Origin of the sequence: Mesorhizobium sp. M1329, from assembly GCF_040318035.1 — a bacterium.
Lineage (GTDB): Bacteria > Pseudomonadota > Alphaproteobacteria > Rhizobiales > Rhizobiaceae > Mesorhizobium.
In genome coordinates this window covers 105291-120597 of sequence record NZ_JAMYLN010000018.1, presented here as the reverse complement: position 1 = coordinate 120597, position 15307 = coordinate 105291, and the positions used below count along the sequence as shown (strand labels likewise).

The 15307-nt window shown below is 64.6% G+C and carries 10 protein-coding genes, 1 tRNA gene and 1 pseudogene; 5 read left to right on the top strand and 7 right to left on the bottom strand.

Going from position 1 to position 15307, the window contains the following annotated elements; translation table 11 throughout:
- Positions 1-120 precede the first annotated feature (120 nt).
- A pseudogene (locus NKH21_RS19355) lies at positions 121-1065 on the bottom strand (methyltransferase domain-containing protein).
- 107 nt (positions 1066-1172) lie between these two features.
- Here NKH21_RS19355 and NKH21_RS19350 point away from each other — a divergent pair.
- A complete protein-coding gene (locus tag NKH21_RS19350) occupies positions 1173-2183 on the top strand; it encodes a ligase-associated DNA damage response exonuclease (protein WP_352866944.1) in 1011 nt (336 codons plus the stop codon).
- Between the two features lie 226 nt (positions 2184-2409).
- Positions 2410-4011, top strand: coding sequence for a cisplatin damage response ATP-dependent DNA ligase (locus tag NKH21_RS19345; protein ID WP_352866942.1), 1602 nt, complete (start codon positions 2410-2412; stop codon positions 4009-4011).
- On the opposite strand, the gene NKH21_RS19340 is transcribed toward NKH21_RS19345, so the two are convergent.
- A complete protein-coding gene (locus tag NKH21_RS19340; protein WP_352866940.1) occupies positions 4008-5159 on the bottom strand; it encodes a hypothetical protein in 1152 nt (383 codons plus the stop codon). The two genes, NKH21_RS19345 and NKH21_RS19340, sit on opposite strands and share 4 nt — an antisense overlap.
- Before the next feature lie 355 nt (positions 5160-5514).
- Between NKH21_RS19340 and NKH21_RS19335 the strand changes: the two genes are divergently transcribed.
- Positions 5515-5590: transfer RNA gene (locus tag NKH21_RS19335), tRNA-Thr, on the top strand.
- Between the two features lie 830 nt (positions 5591-6420).
- Positions 6421-6591: a hypothetical protein gene (locus NKH21_RS19330; RefSeq protein ID WP_352866937.1), complete on the top strand. Its 171-nt coding sequence runs from the start codon at positions 6421-6423 to the stop codon at positions 6589-6591.
- A gap of 25 nt (positions 6592-6616) precedes the next feature.
- Here NKH21_RS19330 and NKH21_RS19325 read toward each other — a convergent pair whose 3' ends face one another.
- The 5 genes from NKH21_RS19325 to NKH21_RS19305 all read right to left on the bottom strand — a co-directional run bounded on the left by NKH21_RS19325 (position 6617) and on the right by NKH21_RS19305 (position 13551).
- The gene (locus NKH21_RS19325) at positions 6617-8206 is read right to left on the bottom strand and encodes an indolepyruvate oxidoreductase subunit beta family protein (RefSeq protein ID WP_352866936.1); all 1590 of its coding nucleotides are present in this window, start codon (positions 8204-8206) and stop codon (positions 6617-6619) included.
- The gene (locus NKH21_RS19320; protein ID WP_352665333.1) at positions 8199-10352 is read right to left on the bottom strand and encodes a thiamine pyrophosphate-dependent enzyme; all 2154 of its coding nucleotides are present in this window, start codon (positions 10350-10352) and stop codon (positions 8199-8201) included. The genes NKH21_RS19325 and NKH21_RS19320 overlap by 8 nt, the downstream gene beginning before the upstream one ends.
- Positions 10353-10397: 45 nt before the next feature.
- Positions 10398-10877, bottom strand: coding sequence for a MarR family winged helix-turn-helix transcriptional regulator (locus NKH21_RS19315; protein WP_352665334.1), 480 nt, complete (start codon positions 10875-10877; stop codon positions 10398-10400).
- The gene (locus NKH21_RS19310) at positions 10877-12448 is read right to left on the bottom strand and encodes a phytoene desaturase family protein (RefSeq protein ID WP_352665336.1); all 1572 of its coding nucleotides are present in this window, start codon (positions 12446-12448) and stop codon (positions 10877-10879) included. Before NKH21_RS19310 ends, NKH21_RS19315 begins: the two co-directional genes overlap by 1 nt.
- A 311-nt stretch (positions 12449-12759) precedes the next feature.
- Positions 12760-13551 (bottom strand): cyclase family protein, encoded by a 792-nt coding sequence (locus tag NKH21_RS19305; RefSeq protein WP_292655997.1) that lies wholly within the window; start codon positions 13549-13551, stop codon positions 12760-12762.
- A gap of 117 nt (positions 13552-13668) precedes the next feature.
- Between NKH21_RS19305 and NKH21_RS19300 the strand changes: the two genes are divergently transcribed.
- On the top strand, positions 13669-15243 hold the full coding sequence (locus NKH21_RS19300) for a phytoene desaturase family protein (protein ID WP_352866932.1): 1575 nt from the start codon (positions 13669-13671) through the stop codon (positions 15241-15243).
- Positions 15244-15307 lie beyond the last annotated feature (64 nt).

Genomic DNA, 15307 nt, shown 5'->3' with positions numbered 1-15307 from the left:
GCATGAACGTGCTCCTTGTCGAAACCCGCATGATCCGGACATGCGATTCGGGCTTTTTCGCAGCAAACATTACACCGAGGTCGGCAGGACAGAGGGGGGTGGGAAGGATCGCCGCCTTGGTCATGATTGTGAATGCTTCAAGCGGCGTTTCTCCGCCACGACGGCCAGCCCTTCGACCGGTTGGCGGCGATCCTGCCGGATAATGGTTGGCTGCAGCGACAGGACCGAAAAGCCGTTGGCGTCCAGAACCCGCTCTACATAGCTTTGCGAATGCGCGTAGCGGCGTGACGGCTGCAGGGCGAAGCCGATGCTGCCGGACGATTCGCCGCCGGGGAGCGTCTCGACGGAGAACGCAAACAGACCGCCGCCGGCAAGCATTCCGGCAATCTTGTTCACCAGCCTGTCGAGTGCGCCGACATAGATGAACACATCGGCCGCCGTCACCAGATCGGCTTTCGGGCCGGAATAGCAAAACTCCTGCAGGTCCGCCTTGACGAGCAGATCGTAGACGCCTTTGGCGCGCGCCTGCCTCAGCATGCCGGCCGAGATATCGTAGCCCTCCAGCCGATCGGCGATCGGCCGCAGCCTCTGGCCCATGAGGCCAGTGCCACAGCCGAGATCGAGCACCAGCGAAAACCGGCCCGGCCGTGCTGCCCGGATGGAGCGGTCAAGGCATTCGGGGAGACGATAGCCGAGCCTGTCGACCAGCTCAGCCTCGAAGCTCTTGGCATAGTGGTCGTACAGCGTCTAGACAAAGGCGCTGGGCGGCGCCGGAGCCGCCGCTGCCCTGCCGATCAATTGCAGCTTGAGCGCCGCGCCGAGCCTGTCCGCCGGGTCGAGCCGCAGTGCCGTCGCCCAGGCCTGCGCGGCGAGATCGGGCGCGCTCGCTGCTTCCTGCATCTCGCCGAGGCGGAACCAGCCGGCCGCCCAGTGCGGCGCCAGTTCGAGCGCGCCGAGCAGCAATTCCGCCGCTGCCGCATGATCGCCGGATGCATAGAGCATTTCGGCATAGTCGGCGCGGCGGTCGGCGGTCAAATCGCCGGACGAGGTCTGGAGCGGTTTCATGTGGTCGGGTTCCGCCGGGTGTTTGCAGCCGGCTTGCGCTCTATGCTGGAGTCAGCAGTGACTTACAACAGGCTTCCCGCGCCGGAATTAGCGCCTATCTTGGGGCTATGCGCGCCAGCGACCTGCTTCATCCCCGGCCGGAAGGGCTGTATTGCCGGCCCGGCGATTTCTTCATCGACCCGGTGCGGCCGGTCAACCGGGCCCTGATCACACATGGCCATTCCGACCATGCCCGCTCCGGCCACCGCTCGGTGATGGCGACGCAGCAGACGCTCGATATTATGGCGCTGCGTTACGGCGAAGGTTTTGCCGGAACGACGCAAGCTGCCGTGCTCGGCGAGACGATTGCGCTTGGCGGTGTGGCCGTCAGCTTTCACCCGGCCGGCCATGTGCTGGGCTCGGCGCAGATCAAGGTCGCGCATCAGGGCACATGCATTGTCGCGTCCGGCGACTATAAACGCCAGAAGGATGCGACCTGCGAGCCGTTCGAGCCGCTCAAATGCGACGTCTTCATCACTGAGGCGACGTTCGGCCTGCCGGTGTTCCGCCATCCGCCCGATAGCGAAGAGATCGCCCGGCTGCTGAGATCGACCGAGCAGTTTCCCGAGCGCACGCATCTGGTCGGCGCCTATGCGCTCGGCAAGGCGCAGCGCGTCATGCGCCTGCTGCGCGATGCCGGCTACGAAAAGCCGATCTACATCCATGGTGCGCTGGCCAAGCTCAGCGAATATTACCAGAGCCAGAATATCGATCTCGGCACATTGGAACCGGCGACCGTCGAGACCGGCCAAAAAAGCGACTTTGCTGGCGCCATCGTCGTCGGCCCGCCATCCGCCTTCGCCGATCGCTGGGCGCGGCGTTTTCCCGATCCGATGTCGTGCTTCGCCTCAGGCTGGATGCGCATCCGCCAGCGCGCCAAGCAGGGCGGCGTCGAGCTGCCGCTGATCATCTCCGATCACTCCGACTGGGACGAGCTGACGGCGACCATCAAGGAGACCGGCGCCGAGGAAATCTGGGTGACGCACGGCCGCGAGGAGGCGCTGGTGCGCTGGTGCGAACTCGAAGGCATTGCCGCCAAGCCACTGCATCTGGTTGGCTATGAGGACGAGGGCGATTGATGGTGGAAATCGCCGGTATAGCGTTCTGTCGCGCCCCCCTCTGGCCTGCCGGCCATCTCCCCCGCAAGGGGGGAGAATGGCTGCTTCGGCGCCGCGCTCGTTCCCTCAACGCTGGAGATTGGCGAAACCAGTCGCGACATCCGATCTCCCCCCTTGCGGGGGAGATGGCCGGCAGGCCAGAGGGGGGCGCGAAGGATCGCAAGCTTCCCCCGTTGGCGCTCCTCCCATGAACCGCTTCGCCGAGCTCCTCGATCGCCTCGTCCTGACGCCGTCGCGCAATGGCAAGCTGACGCTTTTGACCGACTATTTCCGCAGCGTCGAGGATCCGGACCGCGGGCTGGCGCTGGCGGCCATCACCGGCGATCTGTCCATCGCCGCGGTCAAGCCGGCGATGCTGCGCACGCTGGTCGTCGAGCGCATGGATCCCGTGTTGTTCGGCTATTCCTACGACTATGTCGGCGACCTGGCCGAGACCGTGTCGCTGGTCTGGCCGCAAGCGCCGGTCGATATTGCGAACCACGAGCCGACGCTGGCCGAGGTGGTGGCCAAGCTGCAGGCGGCGAGCCGTTCCGACGGGCCGCAGGTGCTGGCCCGGCTGCTCGACAGCGCCAGCACTTCGGCACGCTTTGCCATCATAAAGCTGGTCACCGGCGGCCTGCGCATCGGTGTCTCGGCGCGGCTTGCCAAGCAGGCGCTGGCCGATTTCGGCAAGGTCGATATCGCCGAGATCGAGGAACTCTGGCACGGGCTGACGCCGCCTTATACGGCGTTGTTCGCCTGGCTGGAGGGCAAGGCGGAAAAACCCAGGAAGACGGCGCTGGCGCTGTTCAGGCCGGTGATGCTGTCGAATGCCGTCGGTGACGGCGACCTCGAAAAGCTCGACCCGGCCGACTACGCGGCCGAATGGAAATGGGACGGCATCCGCGTCCAGGCGGTTTGCGAAGCCGGCATTCGCCGGCTCTATTCGCGCACCGGTGACGATGTCTCCGGCGCCTTTCCGGATCTTGCCGAGGCGATGGATTTTTCCGGCGCCCTCGACGGCGAGCTTCTGGTCGGTGACCCCAGGCAGGCGACGGGCACGTTCTCGGACCTGCAGCAGCGGCTGAACCGCAAGAGCGTGTCACCCAAAATCCAGCAGCAATACCCCGCCTTCATGCGCTGCTACGATGCGCTGCAGATTGGTGACGAGGATGTGCGCGGACTTCCGTTCCGCGAACGGCGCGGCCGGCTCGAGGCCTTCGTGAGGACACTCGATCCGAGCCGCTTCGATCTGTCGCCGCTGGTCGAATTCACCAACTGGCAGGCGCTGGAGGAATTGCGCCGCAAGCCGCTGCATCCGGTCATCGAAGGCGTCATGCTGAAGCGCTGGGATTCGCCTTATGTGGCCGGGCGGCCGAAGGGCCCGTGGTTCAAATGGAAGCGCGATCCGCACACCGTCGACGCCGTGCTGATGTATGCCCAGCGCGGCCACGGCAAGCGCTCGAGCTTCTATTCCGATTACACATTCGGCGTCTGGTCCGGGCCGGAAGGATCGGAGGAGCTGGTGCCGGTGGGAAAGGCCTATTTCGGCTTCACCGACGAGGAACTGAGGCAGATCGACAAATATGTCCGCGACAACACGATCGAGCGCTTCGGCCCGGTGCGCTCGGTACGGGCCGACCGCAGACAGGGCCTGGTGCTCGAGGTGGCGTTCGAAGGGCTCAACCGCTCGACGCGCCACAAATCCGGCGTCGCCATGCGCTTTCCGCGCATTTCGCGGTTGCGCTGGGACAAGCCGACGGCCGAAGCCGATAGCATCGAGACGCTGCAGGCGCTGCTGGATAGTTAGGGAACGACTGAAACGCGGATCTCGTAGATGTCGACCGACTTGCCCTGCTTGTCGAAGTCGGAATTGATGGCGATGGTGCCGGCAGCACCCGGACGCTTGTCGGGAAAGCGCACGTCGAACAGATATTCATTGCGCTCGCGACCGACCGCATAGCGCTTGCGGCCGCAGTCGCCGAGTTCACCGAAATTACAATCGACGGAAATCTGCGTCTCTTGCCCCTCCTCGGAGCGCGCGATGATGTCGAATGTGGCATGCTTGCCGGCGAGTTTTTCCAGCACGCCTTGCCCGACGTCGAAGCTGATGGCCGAGCCGGATGCACCCGAGCGGATGCGCAGGAAGGAACCGCTTTCGTCCTGGATAACATCGGCCTTGGCGTCCGACGGTGCATTGACCTGCGTCGGGTCACCCGGCGAAAAGACGTTGATCCAGGCGCGCGCCTGGTCCTGCTCGCCCTGCTTCGGCGGCGAAGCGGTGTCGTCCGGCGTGAAATCATCGCCGTCGACCGTTGGCGGCGCTTCCGGCGGCGCCGTGTCGAGCTCGGTCGCCGATTTGAAGACGCCGGTCTGGTTGGCGAAATAAAGGCCGATGCCGGCGGCTGCGAGCAGCGTCACACCGAAGAAGATTGCGGTCAAAGGCAGGCGTCGCCGCCTCGCCCGCCGGTCGTCGCGGTCGGGCGCCACTTCCGCGTCGTCGATTTCGGCTTCGGTCGGAACCGAGGCCCCCATGTCGATCACCGGCGCCTCGGGAACAGGCGCATCGGGCATGATGTCGGGGACGACCGGCAGGACGCGCGACCGGGGCGCATCGGATTCTGGCGGCTGCGCCGGACCATCAACTACGATGTCGGGCGACGGCGCGGGCTCGGCTTCGGTTTCAGCCGGAGGCTCCACCTCCGGTGCTGCCTCCAAACTGTCGGTCGGCGCGGCGACGTCGGCAACTGCCGGCAGGAATTCCGATTCGATTTCGGTGATCTTCGCCTGGACCGCCTTACGGCGCTTGATGGCGACCTCCACGGTGACGTTTGGATTGGCCTGAAGGGCACGGTCGAGTGCCGCGAAAGCCGATCGATAGACCCGCTCGCGAAACGCCCGGTCGTCGGCATTGCCTTTCTCGAAGGCATTGCGGATCGCTTTTTCGATCGCGTCCAAGCGAATTCCCTCTGCAATTTCACTCACATTGTCATGATCGTTAGCCGCAGGCGACCAATCAATCAACAAGCGAGCGGCCGCATTCTGCCTTGCCGAGGGGTACAAAACCGATTTCGGCGGTTTTCGGTAAAGGAATCAACATTTTTCGCTGATTTTCCCGTCACGGCGCTAACGTGGCGGTCGCGCGGCCTGCCGATGCGGCGTCACGCGGCCTATGGCGGATCGGATCAGCGGCTGCCCTTGCGCCCGAATGGAGGCGGCACGAATTACCTCGTCCTGAAATCGCGGCTGCCATCTTGAATTCGCGGCCGGTTGCGTCTATCACGCAGCCCATCTTGGAAGCTCGGCTTCCCGGGCCGCTTTAGCTCAGTTGGTAGAGCACATCATTCGTAATGATGGGGTCGCGTGTTCGAGTCACGCAAGCGGCACCAAAAACATCCAACAATATCAGTGATTTGAGGCAGTTTTACGCTGCAAGCCGTTCTCATCCTAGCAGCCATAGGCCACAGATAGCCACACAGAGCACCCCGCTTTTTTCGTTACGTTTGCCGAACCGGCTGCTGCCGGGACTCGCTCATCAGCGTTTCGCAACTAAGGATGAGTTGACGCCCGTACTGATTGGACGCCTCCATGACCGCCTTCTTGCCCACGCAAGATTGGGGCAAGCGCCGGAAACCCGGCCCCAGTCCGCCCCAGCCACCCACGACGAAGGCGACAGGCCACGTGAGCACCAAGGCTCCCATCCACGCCAGTCCTACGATCTCTGACGGAGCGGGTTTGAGTGCAGAACGTTCAGAACCGGTCGAGAGCAGGACCCGTTCAACGCCGCATGCGCCGAACAATTGTTATGACCACAATTGCAAAAATCAGCCCAAGCGTGAACAACGGTGCAACATCGAATAATATTCGAAGGCCACCCGCCATCTCGCTCGATCCTCTCGTTTGCCGGAGCTAGTCGATTGACCCTCAATATTCCACCCTCGACAGCAACACGCTCGTTTCACATGGCCGCGACGATTTGGCAAATCACCCCTCGGAGGCGGGCGTTATTTGGTCCCGGAGCCGATATGTTTGCTGCTGCCATAGGCATGAAGACTACAAAACAGCCAGACAACCAAGGCGGCGGCAAGACCTAGCGAAGCGGGCTGGATAGCCTCACTTCCGTGATGATAGCGTGAAAGAAACGCGTTCCATCGATCCAGCCCAAAGCCCATCTCATCGTCGGCCGTTCCGGCCTCACGTTCAACAGGGGGAGAAAATCATGGAAGAGGAGGACGATGTCCTAAGCGACCTGAGCTATGTCGCCGAAAATTTCGATGATGTGGCGAAGGAAACGGTCGTCCTGGTGCGGGAGGCTGCGATCGCCGAGATCATCGGCCTCAGAATTGCCCTGCGGACTGCCGCGCCGAAGGCGACATGGACGACAGACTGAGTTGCAGCCGGGTTTAACGAGCGCCTTAGCTCGGCGAGGTGTCGCCCAGCGACGCCACCGTCTTCAGCGCGCCGTCGAGCATGTCGCCCTTCTCGTCCTTCAGTGCCGCTTCGCGCAGGCGCCGGATCCAGTCGGCGGCGTCCGGGCAGCCCCTGACCAGGTCGAGCGCCGACAGCACGCGATCGAACTTGGATTGCGCGCGGGCATGGGTGTCGCTGTAGCCCTTGATCAGCCGGCGGCAATTGAGGATCTCGACGGCCAGTGCGTAGTCTTGCCGGACATGGCCAAGCGCCAGCGCATACCAGCGCTCGATATGCGCGGTCTCGACCTTGTGGCGCAGCAGGCGGCGGCGCCAGCGGCGCAGGCCGCCGATAAACCACAATGCGGCAAAGCCGGCAAAGCTGTCGGTCCGGATATGGCGGCCGCGGTTGATGCGGCGGTCGAGGAAGGCGGCGAGCTTCGGCCGGTCCTCGATGTAGCTGCCGAGCCCGGCTGGCAGCGTGCCGCAGAATTCCTCGATGCGCGGATGGAAATATTCGGTCACCTGCAGCACCGAGCCGTCCTTGACGCCGACCTCGCGGCGTACGCGTCGGTTGCGGCTAGAGCGCGTCTTCAGGTCGGCGACGCGGATCATGTCGTCGTAGCACATGGCATTGGCGAGGTGCTTGGCGGCGGCGATCGACAGCGCGTAGGCGTGTTCGGCATTGTCCAGAGCGACGGCCCGGTCGAGCCTGTCGAGATATTCGCCGCCATAAGCGATGTCCTGATAGTCGACGACTTTTTTCAGGCCGCGAAGCGCCATGTCGCGCGCGGGTACAGGCAGCGTGGTGACGCGCGCCGCGAGTTGTCGCCAGCCACTCAACAGGCTTTCCGGACCGCTGACTTCTGTCGCCGCGCCCGAGCCGGTTTCAGCGGCCGCCGGTCCTGCAGTCTTGTCGCCCGAAGGCGCACTCGCGATGCCGCGCGCCCGATCATAGGCGGCGCCGAAGGCGGCGAGGCTGGCCTTCACACCGCGGCCGCCGGCACTGACCGCCTGCTCGTAGCTCTCGCGTGTGAACGGCAAGGCATCGGAGCCAGCGAGCGCGCCGAGCAGGCTGGCCGAGATCATCGAGCCGTTGTCGGCGGCGATCTTCTCCATGTCGAAGGCGATGAAGCGCTTGGCCGCTGCCTCCGCCGTGGCGTGCACCTTGGAGGACGAGGCGCGGCCATCGCCGGGCTCGATCTTCTCCGAGACCGCTGCGATGCGGTGCGACGAGGCGATCAGCGTCGTGCGCTCGGGCGTGACGAAGCCGCGGATGATGGCGCGGCCGGCCTCCATCAGTTCGGCGGCAATCAGGATGTCGACGTCGCCCTGCGACGGCGACAGCGCGAAGACTGGCAGCCGGCCGGTGTCGCGGCACATCTCGACGTAATAGATGGTGGCGCCGGTGCGCTGGGCGACACCGGCGACCGAGGTCGATTGCGCGACGTAACCGTTGCGCTCGGCGACATCGGTGATCCAGTCGGCCAGCACGCCGCCGCCCTGGCCGCCGACCGCCAGCACGGCGAGCTTGATGACGGGCTCGTCTTCAGTGGGGCCCGCCTTCGGGCGCAATGGCGAAGCGTTATCAAGCATCGGCGAAGGTCAGGCGCCGGCTCTCGCGACGACGCTGCAACAGGCTGATGGTGGCGCGGCGGGCGGCTTCGAGAAAGCGATCCCAGCGGCTGGGATTATGGACGACGTCGGCGCGGTAGAAGGACGGGCAAAGCACCGCCGCATCGGCCACCTCGCCGCAATTGCCGCAGCCGACGCAACTCTGGTCGATATGCGCCACCGGATCGTCGCGCAGCGGATCGTCGAGCGACTTTACCGACAGCGACGGGCAGCCGGACAGCCGCATGCAGGCGTGGTCGCCGGTGCAGATGTCCTCGTCGATGCCGAATTTCGGCTTGACGATGCGCTCGCCGTCCTTGATCGCCTTGTCGACCAGCGGCTTTTCGCGGCGCTGCCGGTTGAGCATGCATTCGGACGAGGCGACAATGACTTTCGGGCCCTTTTCGTCCGTCGTCAGCGCCTCGCGCAGCGTGTCCTGCATTTTGGTTACGTCGTAGGTGCGGTCGATGTGGCGCAGCCATTTGACGCCCATGCCTTTCACCGCCTCGGTGATCGGATGCTTGGTCGACTTGGTCTTGTTGCCGGCGCGGGACGACAGGATATCCTGCCCTCCGGTCGCGGCCGAATAGAAGTTGTCAACAATGACGATGACGCCGTCGTTCTTATTAAAGACCGCATTGCCGACCGAGGAGGTCAGGCCGTTGTGCCAGAAGCCGCCGTCGCCGACGAAGGAGATTGAGCGGCGCTTGGCATCGGGCGAATTGAACGCCGAGGCCGAGGCCGGCCCCAGCCCGTAGCCCATGGTGGTGGCGCCGAGCTCGAAAGGCGGCATGATCGAGAACAAATGACAGCCAATGTCGGAAGCGATGTGGTGCTTGCCCAACTCCTGCTCGACCAGCTTGGTGGCGGCGAAGATCGGCCGCTCCGGGCAGCCGACGCAGAAGCCGGGCGGGCGGCCCGGGACGACGTTGATCAGGTCGGCGGTATCGAGCCCGTCGCCGATCTTGTTCGGCGCGCGGACCTCGCTTGGCAGCAGATGCGGGATGGTGGCGCGCAGGAACGATCCGATGCCGTCGAGCATCACCTGGCCGGTGTATTCGCCGGCCATAGGCAGATGTTCCTTGCCGACGAGCTTGGTGCCGCGCCCGGCCTTGTGCAGCATCGCGGCGAAGGCCTGCTCGATGTAGTTGGGCTGGCCTTCCTCGACGACGAGCACGGCGTCCTTGCCTTCGCAGAAGGACAGGAATTCGTCATCGACCAGCGGGTATACGGCGTTGAGCACATAAAGCGGCACGTCGGTGTCGCCATAGGTGTCGGCGAGGCCGAGCCGCTGCAGCGCCCGGATGACCGAATTGTACATGCCGCCCTGCATGACGATGCCGACCGAGCCGTGTTCCGGGCCGAAAAACTCGTTGATCTTGTTGGTGCGGATAAAATCCACCGCCGCCGGCCAGCGTTTCTGCACCTTTTCCTTCTCGTGCAGGAAGGACGCTGGCGGCAGCACGATGCGGCCGGTGTCGCGGCGCGGCGCCTCGAGCGCATCGGCGACCGTCATTGCCGGGCGCTTGTTGTCCTTGGCAATGAAATGGCCGTGGACATGGCAGCAGCGGATGCGGACCTGCAGCATGACCGGCGTGTTGGAAACCTCGGACAGCTCGAAGCCGTCCTCCACCGCCTTGACGATCGACGGCAGGTTCGGTCGCGGGTCGAGCAGCCAGACCTGGCTCTTCATGGCAAAGGCGTGGCTGCGCTCCTGCATGATCGAGGAGCCTTCGCCGTAATCCTCGCCGACGATGATCAATGCACCGCCGGTGACGCCGCCGGAAGCGAGATTGGCGAGCGCGTCGGAGGCGACATTGGTGCCGACCGTCGACTTGAAGGTCGCCGCACCGCGGATCGGATAATGCACCGACGCGGCCAGCATCGCGGTGGCGGTCGCTTCGGAGGCGCTCGCCTCGAAATGCACGCCGAGCTCGCCCAGGATGTCCTGCGCGTCGGCCAGCACGTCCATCAAATGGCTGATCGGGGCACCTTGATAGCCGCCGACATAGCCGACGCCGCATTGCAGCAGCGCCTTGGTGATGGCGAGAATGCCCTCGCCGGAAAATTCCTCGCCGGCGCCGAGCCTGAGCTTTTCGACTTCCTTGGCAAAAGACCGTTCGGCCATTTTGGGCTCCTTCCGTTACCGCCCCGATGGCGGCGCGTAAGATCGTCAGATGTCGTGCTTGCGAATGTTCTTCAGCATCTTCTGCAATGTCGCGACCAGCGCCGCGTACTCTGCGTCATCGACATCGTCGAACATTGCCTCGAAAGCGTCGTGCATGGCCGGCCAGGCGCGCGCGAATTCGGCGCGGCCATCGTCGGTCAGGAACACATGGCGGATACGGCTGTCGGTGACGCCCTGCTCGCGCCGCACCAGCCCCTGCCCTTCCAGCGTGTCGAGCGTGCGGCTCAAGGTCGACTGTTCGATCACGGTATAGACTGAGAGGTCGTTGACGGTGACGCCGTCGGTGACCGACAGCACGGCCAAGGTGCGGACCTGCGGAATGGTCAGGCCCTGCTTGCGGAAATTGTCGCGCAAGGTGGCGTTGTAGCGGCCCATGATGCGGTTCATCAGATAGGGCGCGAACTGCTGCAGGCCGATCTGGCCCAAAGTCGAGATGCGCTGGCGCTTTTCAACCTTCTGTTCCATCACAGCCTCCCCGCCAGGAGAAAGCCGGAGCCGCCGCCCAAGCCAGCGCCGGGATGGGTCGAGGCGCCGATGTGGTAGAGTCCCTTGACCCCGGTGTCGTGATTGCGGCTCGTCTTGAACGGCCGCCACAGGAACGACTGGTCGATGGTCGAGGAACCGCCATAGGGGTCTCCGCCAACCAGATTGATGTTCATCGCTTCCAGATCGGCCGGCGAATAGGCACGACGTGCGATGACGCTGTCCTTGAACCCGCCGATATGGCTGGCGAGGATCGCTTCGGCACGGTCGGCATAGGCTTCGCGCAATGGCTCGGTCCAGCGGCCGTCCGCCGGTGTCTGCAGTTTGCCGGCGGCATCGCCCTTGATATGCCGTGGCGCCTCGGGCAGTTGCAGCCACAGGATCGCCTTGCCGTCCGGGCAGCGTGATGGGTCGAGCGCGTGCGGTTGACCGACACAGATGGTCGGCACCTCAGGCAGCATGCCGCGCACCGCCTCGTTGCAGGCCTTCGACACGCCATCCAACCCGGGCGTCAGATGCAGCAGCGCGACCTTGTCCAGGCCCTCGCCGCGCCATGCCGGCGGTTTATCCAAGGCATAGTGGATCTGGAAATTGCCCTTGCCGTAGCGGTATTTTTGCGCTGCCTCGACGTCGGCTTTCGGCGCCGCGTCGCCGAGCAGCCGCTCGTAGAGCTGGGTCGGCGTGACCGAGCAAATAACGCTCTTGTTCGCGGTGACCGTTTCGCCCGAAGCCAGCCGCACGCCTGTGGCGCGGCCTTCGCTTTGGACGATAGCCGCGACGTCGGCGCCGGTGCGGATTTCGCCGCCACGTTCCCTGATCAGGGCTTCGAACGCGGACAAAAGGTTTTTCGCTCCGCCCTTGACGATCGGCGCGCCGGCCGCCTCAAGCGCGAAGGCGATGACCTTGGCGATCTGGCCGGAGAACGCGTCTTCAGGCCCGAGGCCGGCATGCAGCACCCAGGGCGCCCACAGCGCGCGCATGGTTTCCGACTGGTAGGTGCTTTCCAGCCAGCCGCGCGCCGGCACCAGCGCGCTGCCGAGAAAGGCGGCAAGGCCGCGCGGGCCGCGTCGCCAGGCTTCGCCCGCCAGCAGCCTGGCCGTTGGGTAGGACCACAGGTTGCCACCGAGCAGTCCGAACAGCAGGCCGGCGTTGCGCTCGATCTCGCCGACATCGTTTGCGTGCCTGTCGCCGTCACCCGCGGCGATTGCATTGATCGCCGCTACATTGGCGGTACGGTCGGTGCGCAGGACGGCATGGCTGCCGTCCGGCCGCAGCACGCCGGTCGGCATGGAGGTGTCGCAAAACTCCAGGCCGTGCCGCGCCAGATCCTTGCCCAATGCCGCATAGGCCGGCGAGGTGATGAACAGGACGAAGGTCGTCGCCATCACGTCGTGGATGAAGCCGGGCGCGGTGATTTCCTCGGTGCGCACGCAGCCGCCGATGCGGTCGTTGCGCTCGAGCACCAGCACCTTCGCCCCCTTGCCGCCAAGCATCGCCGCGCAAACCAGCGCGTTGATGCCGCTGCCGACGATGATGTGATCGGGAGCGCTCATCGAGGGTTGCTCCCGGTGAGCGGAAGGTGGAATTCATTTGCGCGGGCTGGCGTTCCTGCGCGCCCCCCTCTGTCCTGCCGGACATCTCCCCCACTTGGGGGGAGATCGGCCGTCACCTTGGCCTTCGCCAATCTCCAATGCCGCAGGAATGAGCTAGGCACCAGAACTGCCAATCTCCCCACTCGTGGGGGAGATGTCCGGCAGGACAGAGGGGGGCGCCGTAGAGCCGCAGCCTTGCAGGACTGCCGCTCCCAACCCATCACCACAGCATTGCCTGCGCACATGATCTTCTCCCGAAGACCGCAGCTACCCTATTGCCTTGGCACCAATGCCAACGCGCGAATCGGGCTGCCGGTGCCGTGCTCGATCTTGAGCGGTGCCGCGATCAGGATCGCGCCTTTCGGCGGCAGCCGGTCGAGGTTGCAGAGGCTGGCGAGGCCGTAGCGGTTGGCCTTGTGCATCAGGCTATGTGCCGGGAATGGCGGCTCCATTCCCCCTGCTTTTCCAGCATCCGTGCCGATCGTCTCGCTGCCCCAGCCTTTGATGTCCTTGCCGATCAGATACTGGATGGCTTCCGCGGTCGGGCCAGGCGTGTGCGGGCCGGTCTCATTGGCGTTGAGGAACTCGGCTTCCGAGCCGTTGCGCTTATACCAGTCGGTGCGCATCACCACCCACTCGCCCGCGTTGATAGCGCCATGTTCGGCTTCCCATGCCTTGATGTGATCGACGGTGAGCAGGAAATCGTGATCGGCTGCCGCTTGCTTCGAACAGTCGATAACGTTGACCGGACCGACGAAGTTCTGCGCCGGAATGGTGTCGGTAGCACCGTCCGGATAATCCTTGCCGGTGATCCAGTGGTTGGGCGCGTCGAAATGCGTGCCCGAATGCTCGCCGAGCTTGAGCCAGTTCCACGCCCACCACGGGCCGTTCTTGTCATAGGCGGAGATGGCGTGGATCTCGATCTTCGGCGTGTCCACCGCGAGTTCCGGCGGCAGCTTGATCAGCGGCGTGTCCGGCCCGAGCGGCGCCGTCAGGTCGACCACCTGGATGGCGCCGGAAAGAAGCTGGCCGGCAACTTCGCCGAGGAGTTGTTGTGTGTCCATGGTCTCTGTTCCCTCTTTCTCGATGGTGCTGAAGGCTCTCGCGGCCCTTAATATCCTACTAGACGAAAACATATGCATCTGCAATTATCTTTAAGCATAAAGGAAATGGGACGGGGCGTGAGCGAGTTCGACGCCATATTTGTCGGGGCAGGCCACAACAGTCTGGCATGCGCCGCGCATCTGGCGCTCAAAGGTTGGAAAGCTGCGGTTTTCGAACGCAATGCAACGATCGGCGGCGCCGTCCAGACGCGCGAATTCACGCTGCCGGGCTTCCGGCACGATTTCGGTGCGATGAATGTGAGCCTATTCGCTGGCTCGGGCTTCCACAAGAAATATGCAAATGAATTGAAAACCCACGGGCTGGAATTCGTGCCGGCGGCCGACTGTTTTGCCAGCGCCTTCCCCGACGGTCGCTGGTTCGGCGTCAGCAGCGACCTGGAAAAGACCGCCTCGCGCATGGCTGCCTTCTCCGCGACCGACGCAGCCACATGGCGTGGTCTGGTTGCGGCATTCCCCACGCAAGCCGAGCATCTGTTCCGGCTGCTGGGCTCGCCGATGAGCGGCCGAGCGCTCGCCGGCACCGCCTGGAACCTCTGGCGCAAGAAGGGTTTTGCCGGCGCGCTCGATACCGGGCGGTTGCTGCTTTCCTCACCCCGCGCGTGGCTCGAGGAGACTTTCCAGTCACCGCATGTCAGGGCGACGCTCGCCACCTGGGGCATGCACCTCGATTTCGCCCCGGACATTGCAGGCGGCGCGGTGTTCCCTTACCTCGAATCCATGGCCAACCAGTGCTTCGGCATGGTGCTCGGCAGAGGCGGCGCCGACACCATCATCCGCGCTTTGTCGGGCATGCTCACGGCCGCCGGCGGCAAGATCGTCACCGAGGCTGATGTAGCCGAGGTCACGGTTTCCGCCGGCAAGGCGACCGGCGTACGGCTCGCTTCCGGCGAGACCCACACCGCCACCAGGGCCGTCATCGCCGGTGTCGCGCCCAAGGCGCTGACCGGGAAACTTTTGCGTAATGGATCGGGCGATGCCGGCTTCGACACGGCTATGAAAAAATTCCGCCATGCGCCGGGGACGATGATGATCCATCTGGCGCTTGACGATCTGCCGGACTGGCGCGCGGGCGCCGAGCTTCGGCAGTTCGCCTATGTGCACCTTTCGCCGTCGCTCGATGCCATGTCGCGGACCTATCAACAGGCGATGTCCGGCATGCTGCCGGATGAACCGGTGCTGGTCGTCGGTCAGCCGACTGCGGTCGATCCCTCGCGTGCGCCGGACGGCAAGCATGTGCTCTGGGTGCAGGTGCGCATGCTGCCGGCCGAGATTGTGGGCGATGCGGCGGGCACGATCGCGGCGGCTCACTGGGACGAGGCTAGGGAGCACTACGCCGAGCGCGTCCTCGACATTATCGAGCGCTATGCGCCCGGCCTTCGCCGGAAGATCCTCGGCCGCGCCGTGTTCTCGCCCATCGACCTCGAACGCGAGAACCCGAACCTCGTCGGCGGCGACCAGATCTGCGGCAGCCATCATCTGGCGCAGAATTTCCTGTTCCGGCCGGCGCGCGGTTACGCCGGCTGGAACACGCCGGTCGGCAATCTGCACCTGACCGGGGCGGCAACATGGCCGGGCGCCGGCACCGGGGCGGCGTCGGGCTTCATGCTCGCGCAACAACTTGGCGGGAGGTAGGCTCCATTTTTCATCCAGGGTGAAGGAGGACAAGGCGCGGTTGCCCAAGGAGCCTGAACCCACC

Coding starts and splice junctions, on each gene's coding strand:
- NKH21_RS19325 (WP_352866936.1), bottom strand. CDS start 8,206: ATGCTTGATAACGCTTCGCCATTGCGCCCGAAGGCGGGCCCCACTGAA.
- NKH21_RS19345 (WP_352866942.1), top strand. CDS start 2,410: ATGAACCGCTTCGCCGAGCTCCTCGATCGCCTCGTCCTGACGCCGTCG.
- NKH21_RS19310 (WP_352665336.1), bottom strand. CDS start 12,448: ATGAGCGCTCCCGATCACATCATCGTCGGCAGCGGCATCAACGCGCTG.
- NKH21_RS19305 (WP_292655997.1), bottom strand. CDS start 13,551: ATGGACACACAACAACTCCTCGGCGAAGTTGCCGGCCAGCTTCTTTCC.
- NKH21_RS19315 (WP_352665334.1), bottom strand. CDS start 10,877: ATGGAACAGAAGGTTGAAAAGCGCCAGCGCATCTCGACTTTGGGCCAG.
- NKH21_RS19350 (WP_352866944.1), top strand. CDS start 1,173: ATGCGCGCCAGCGACCTGCTTCATCCCCGGCCGGAAGGGCTGTATTGC.
- NKH21_RS19320 (WP_352665333.1), bottom strand. CDS start 10,352: ATGGCCGAACGGTCTTTTGCCAAGGAAGTCGAAAAGCTCAGGCTCGGC.
- NKH21_RS19330 (WP_352866937.1), top strand. CDS start 6,421: ATGGAAGAGGAGGACGATGTCCTAAGCGACCTGAGCTATGTCGCCGAA.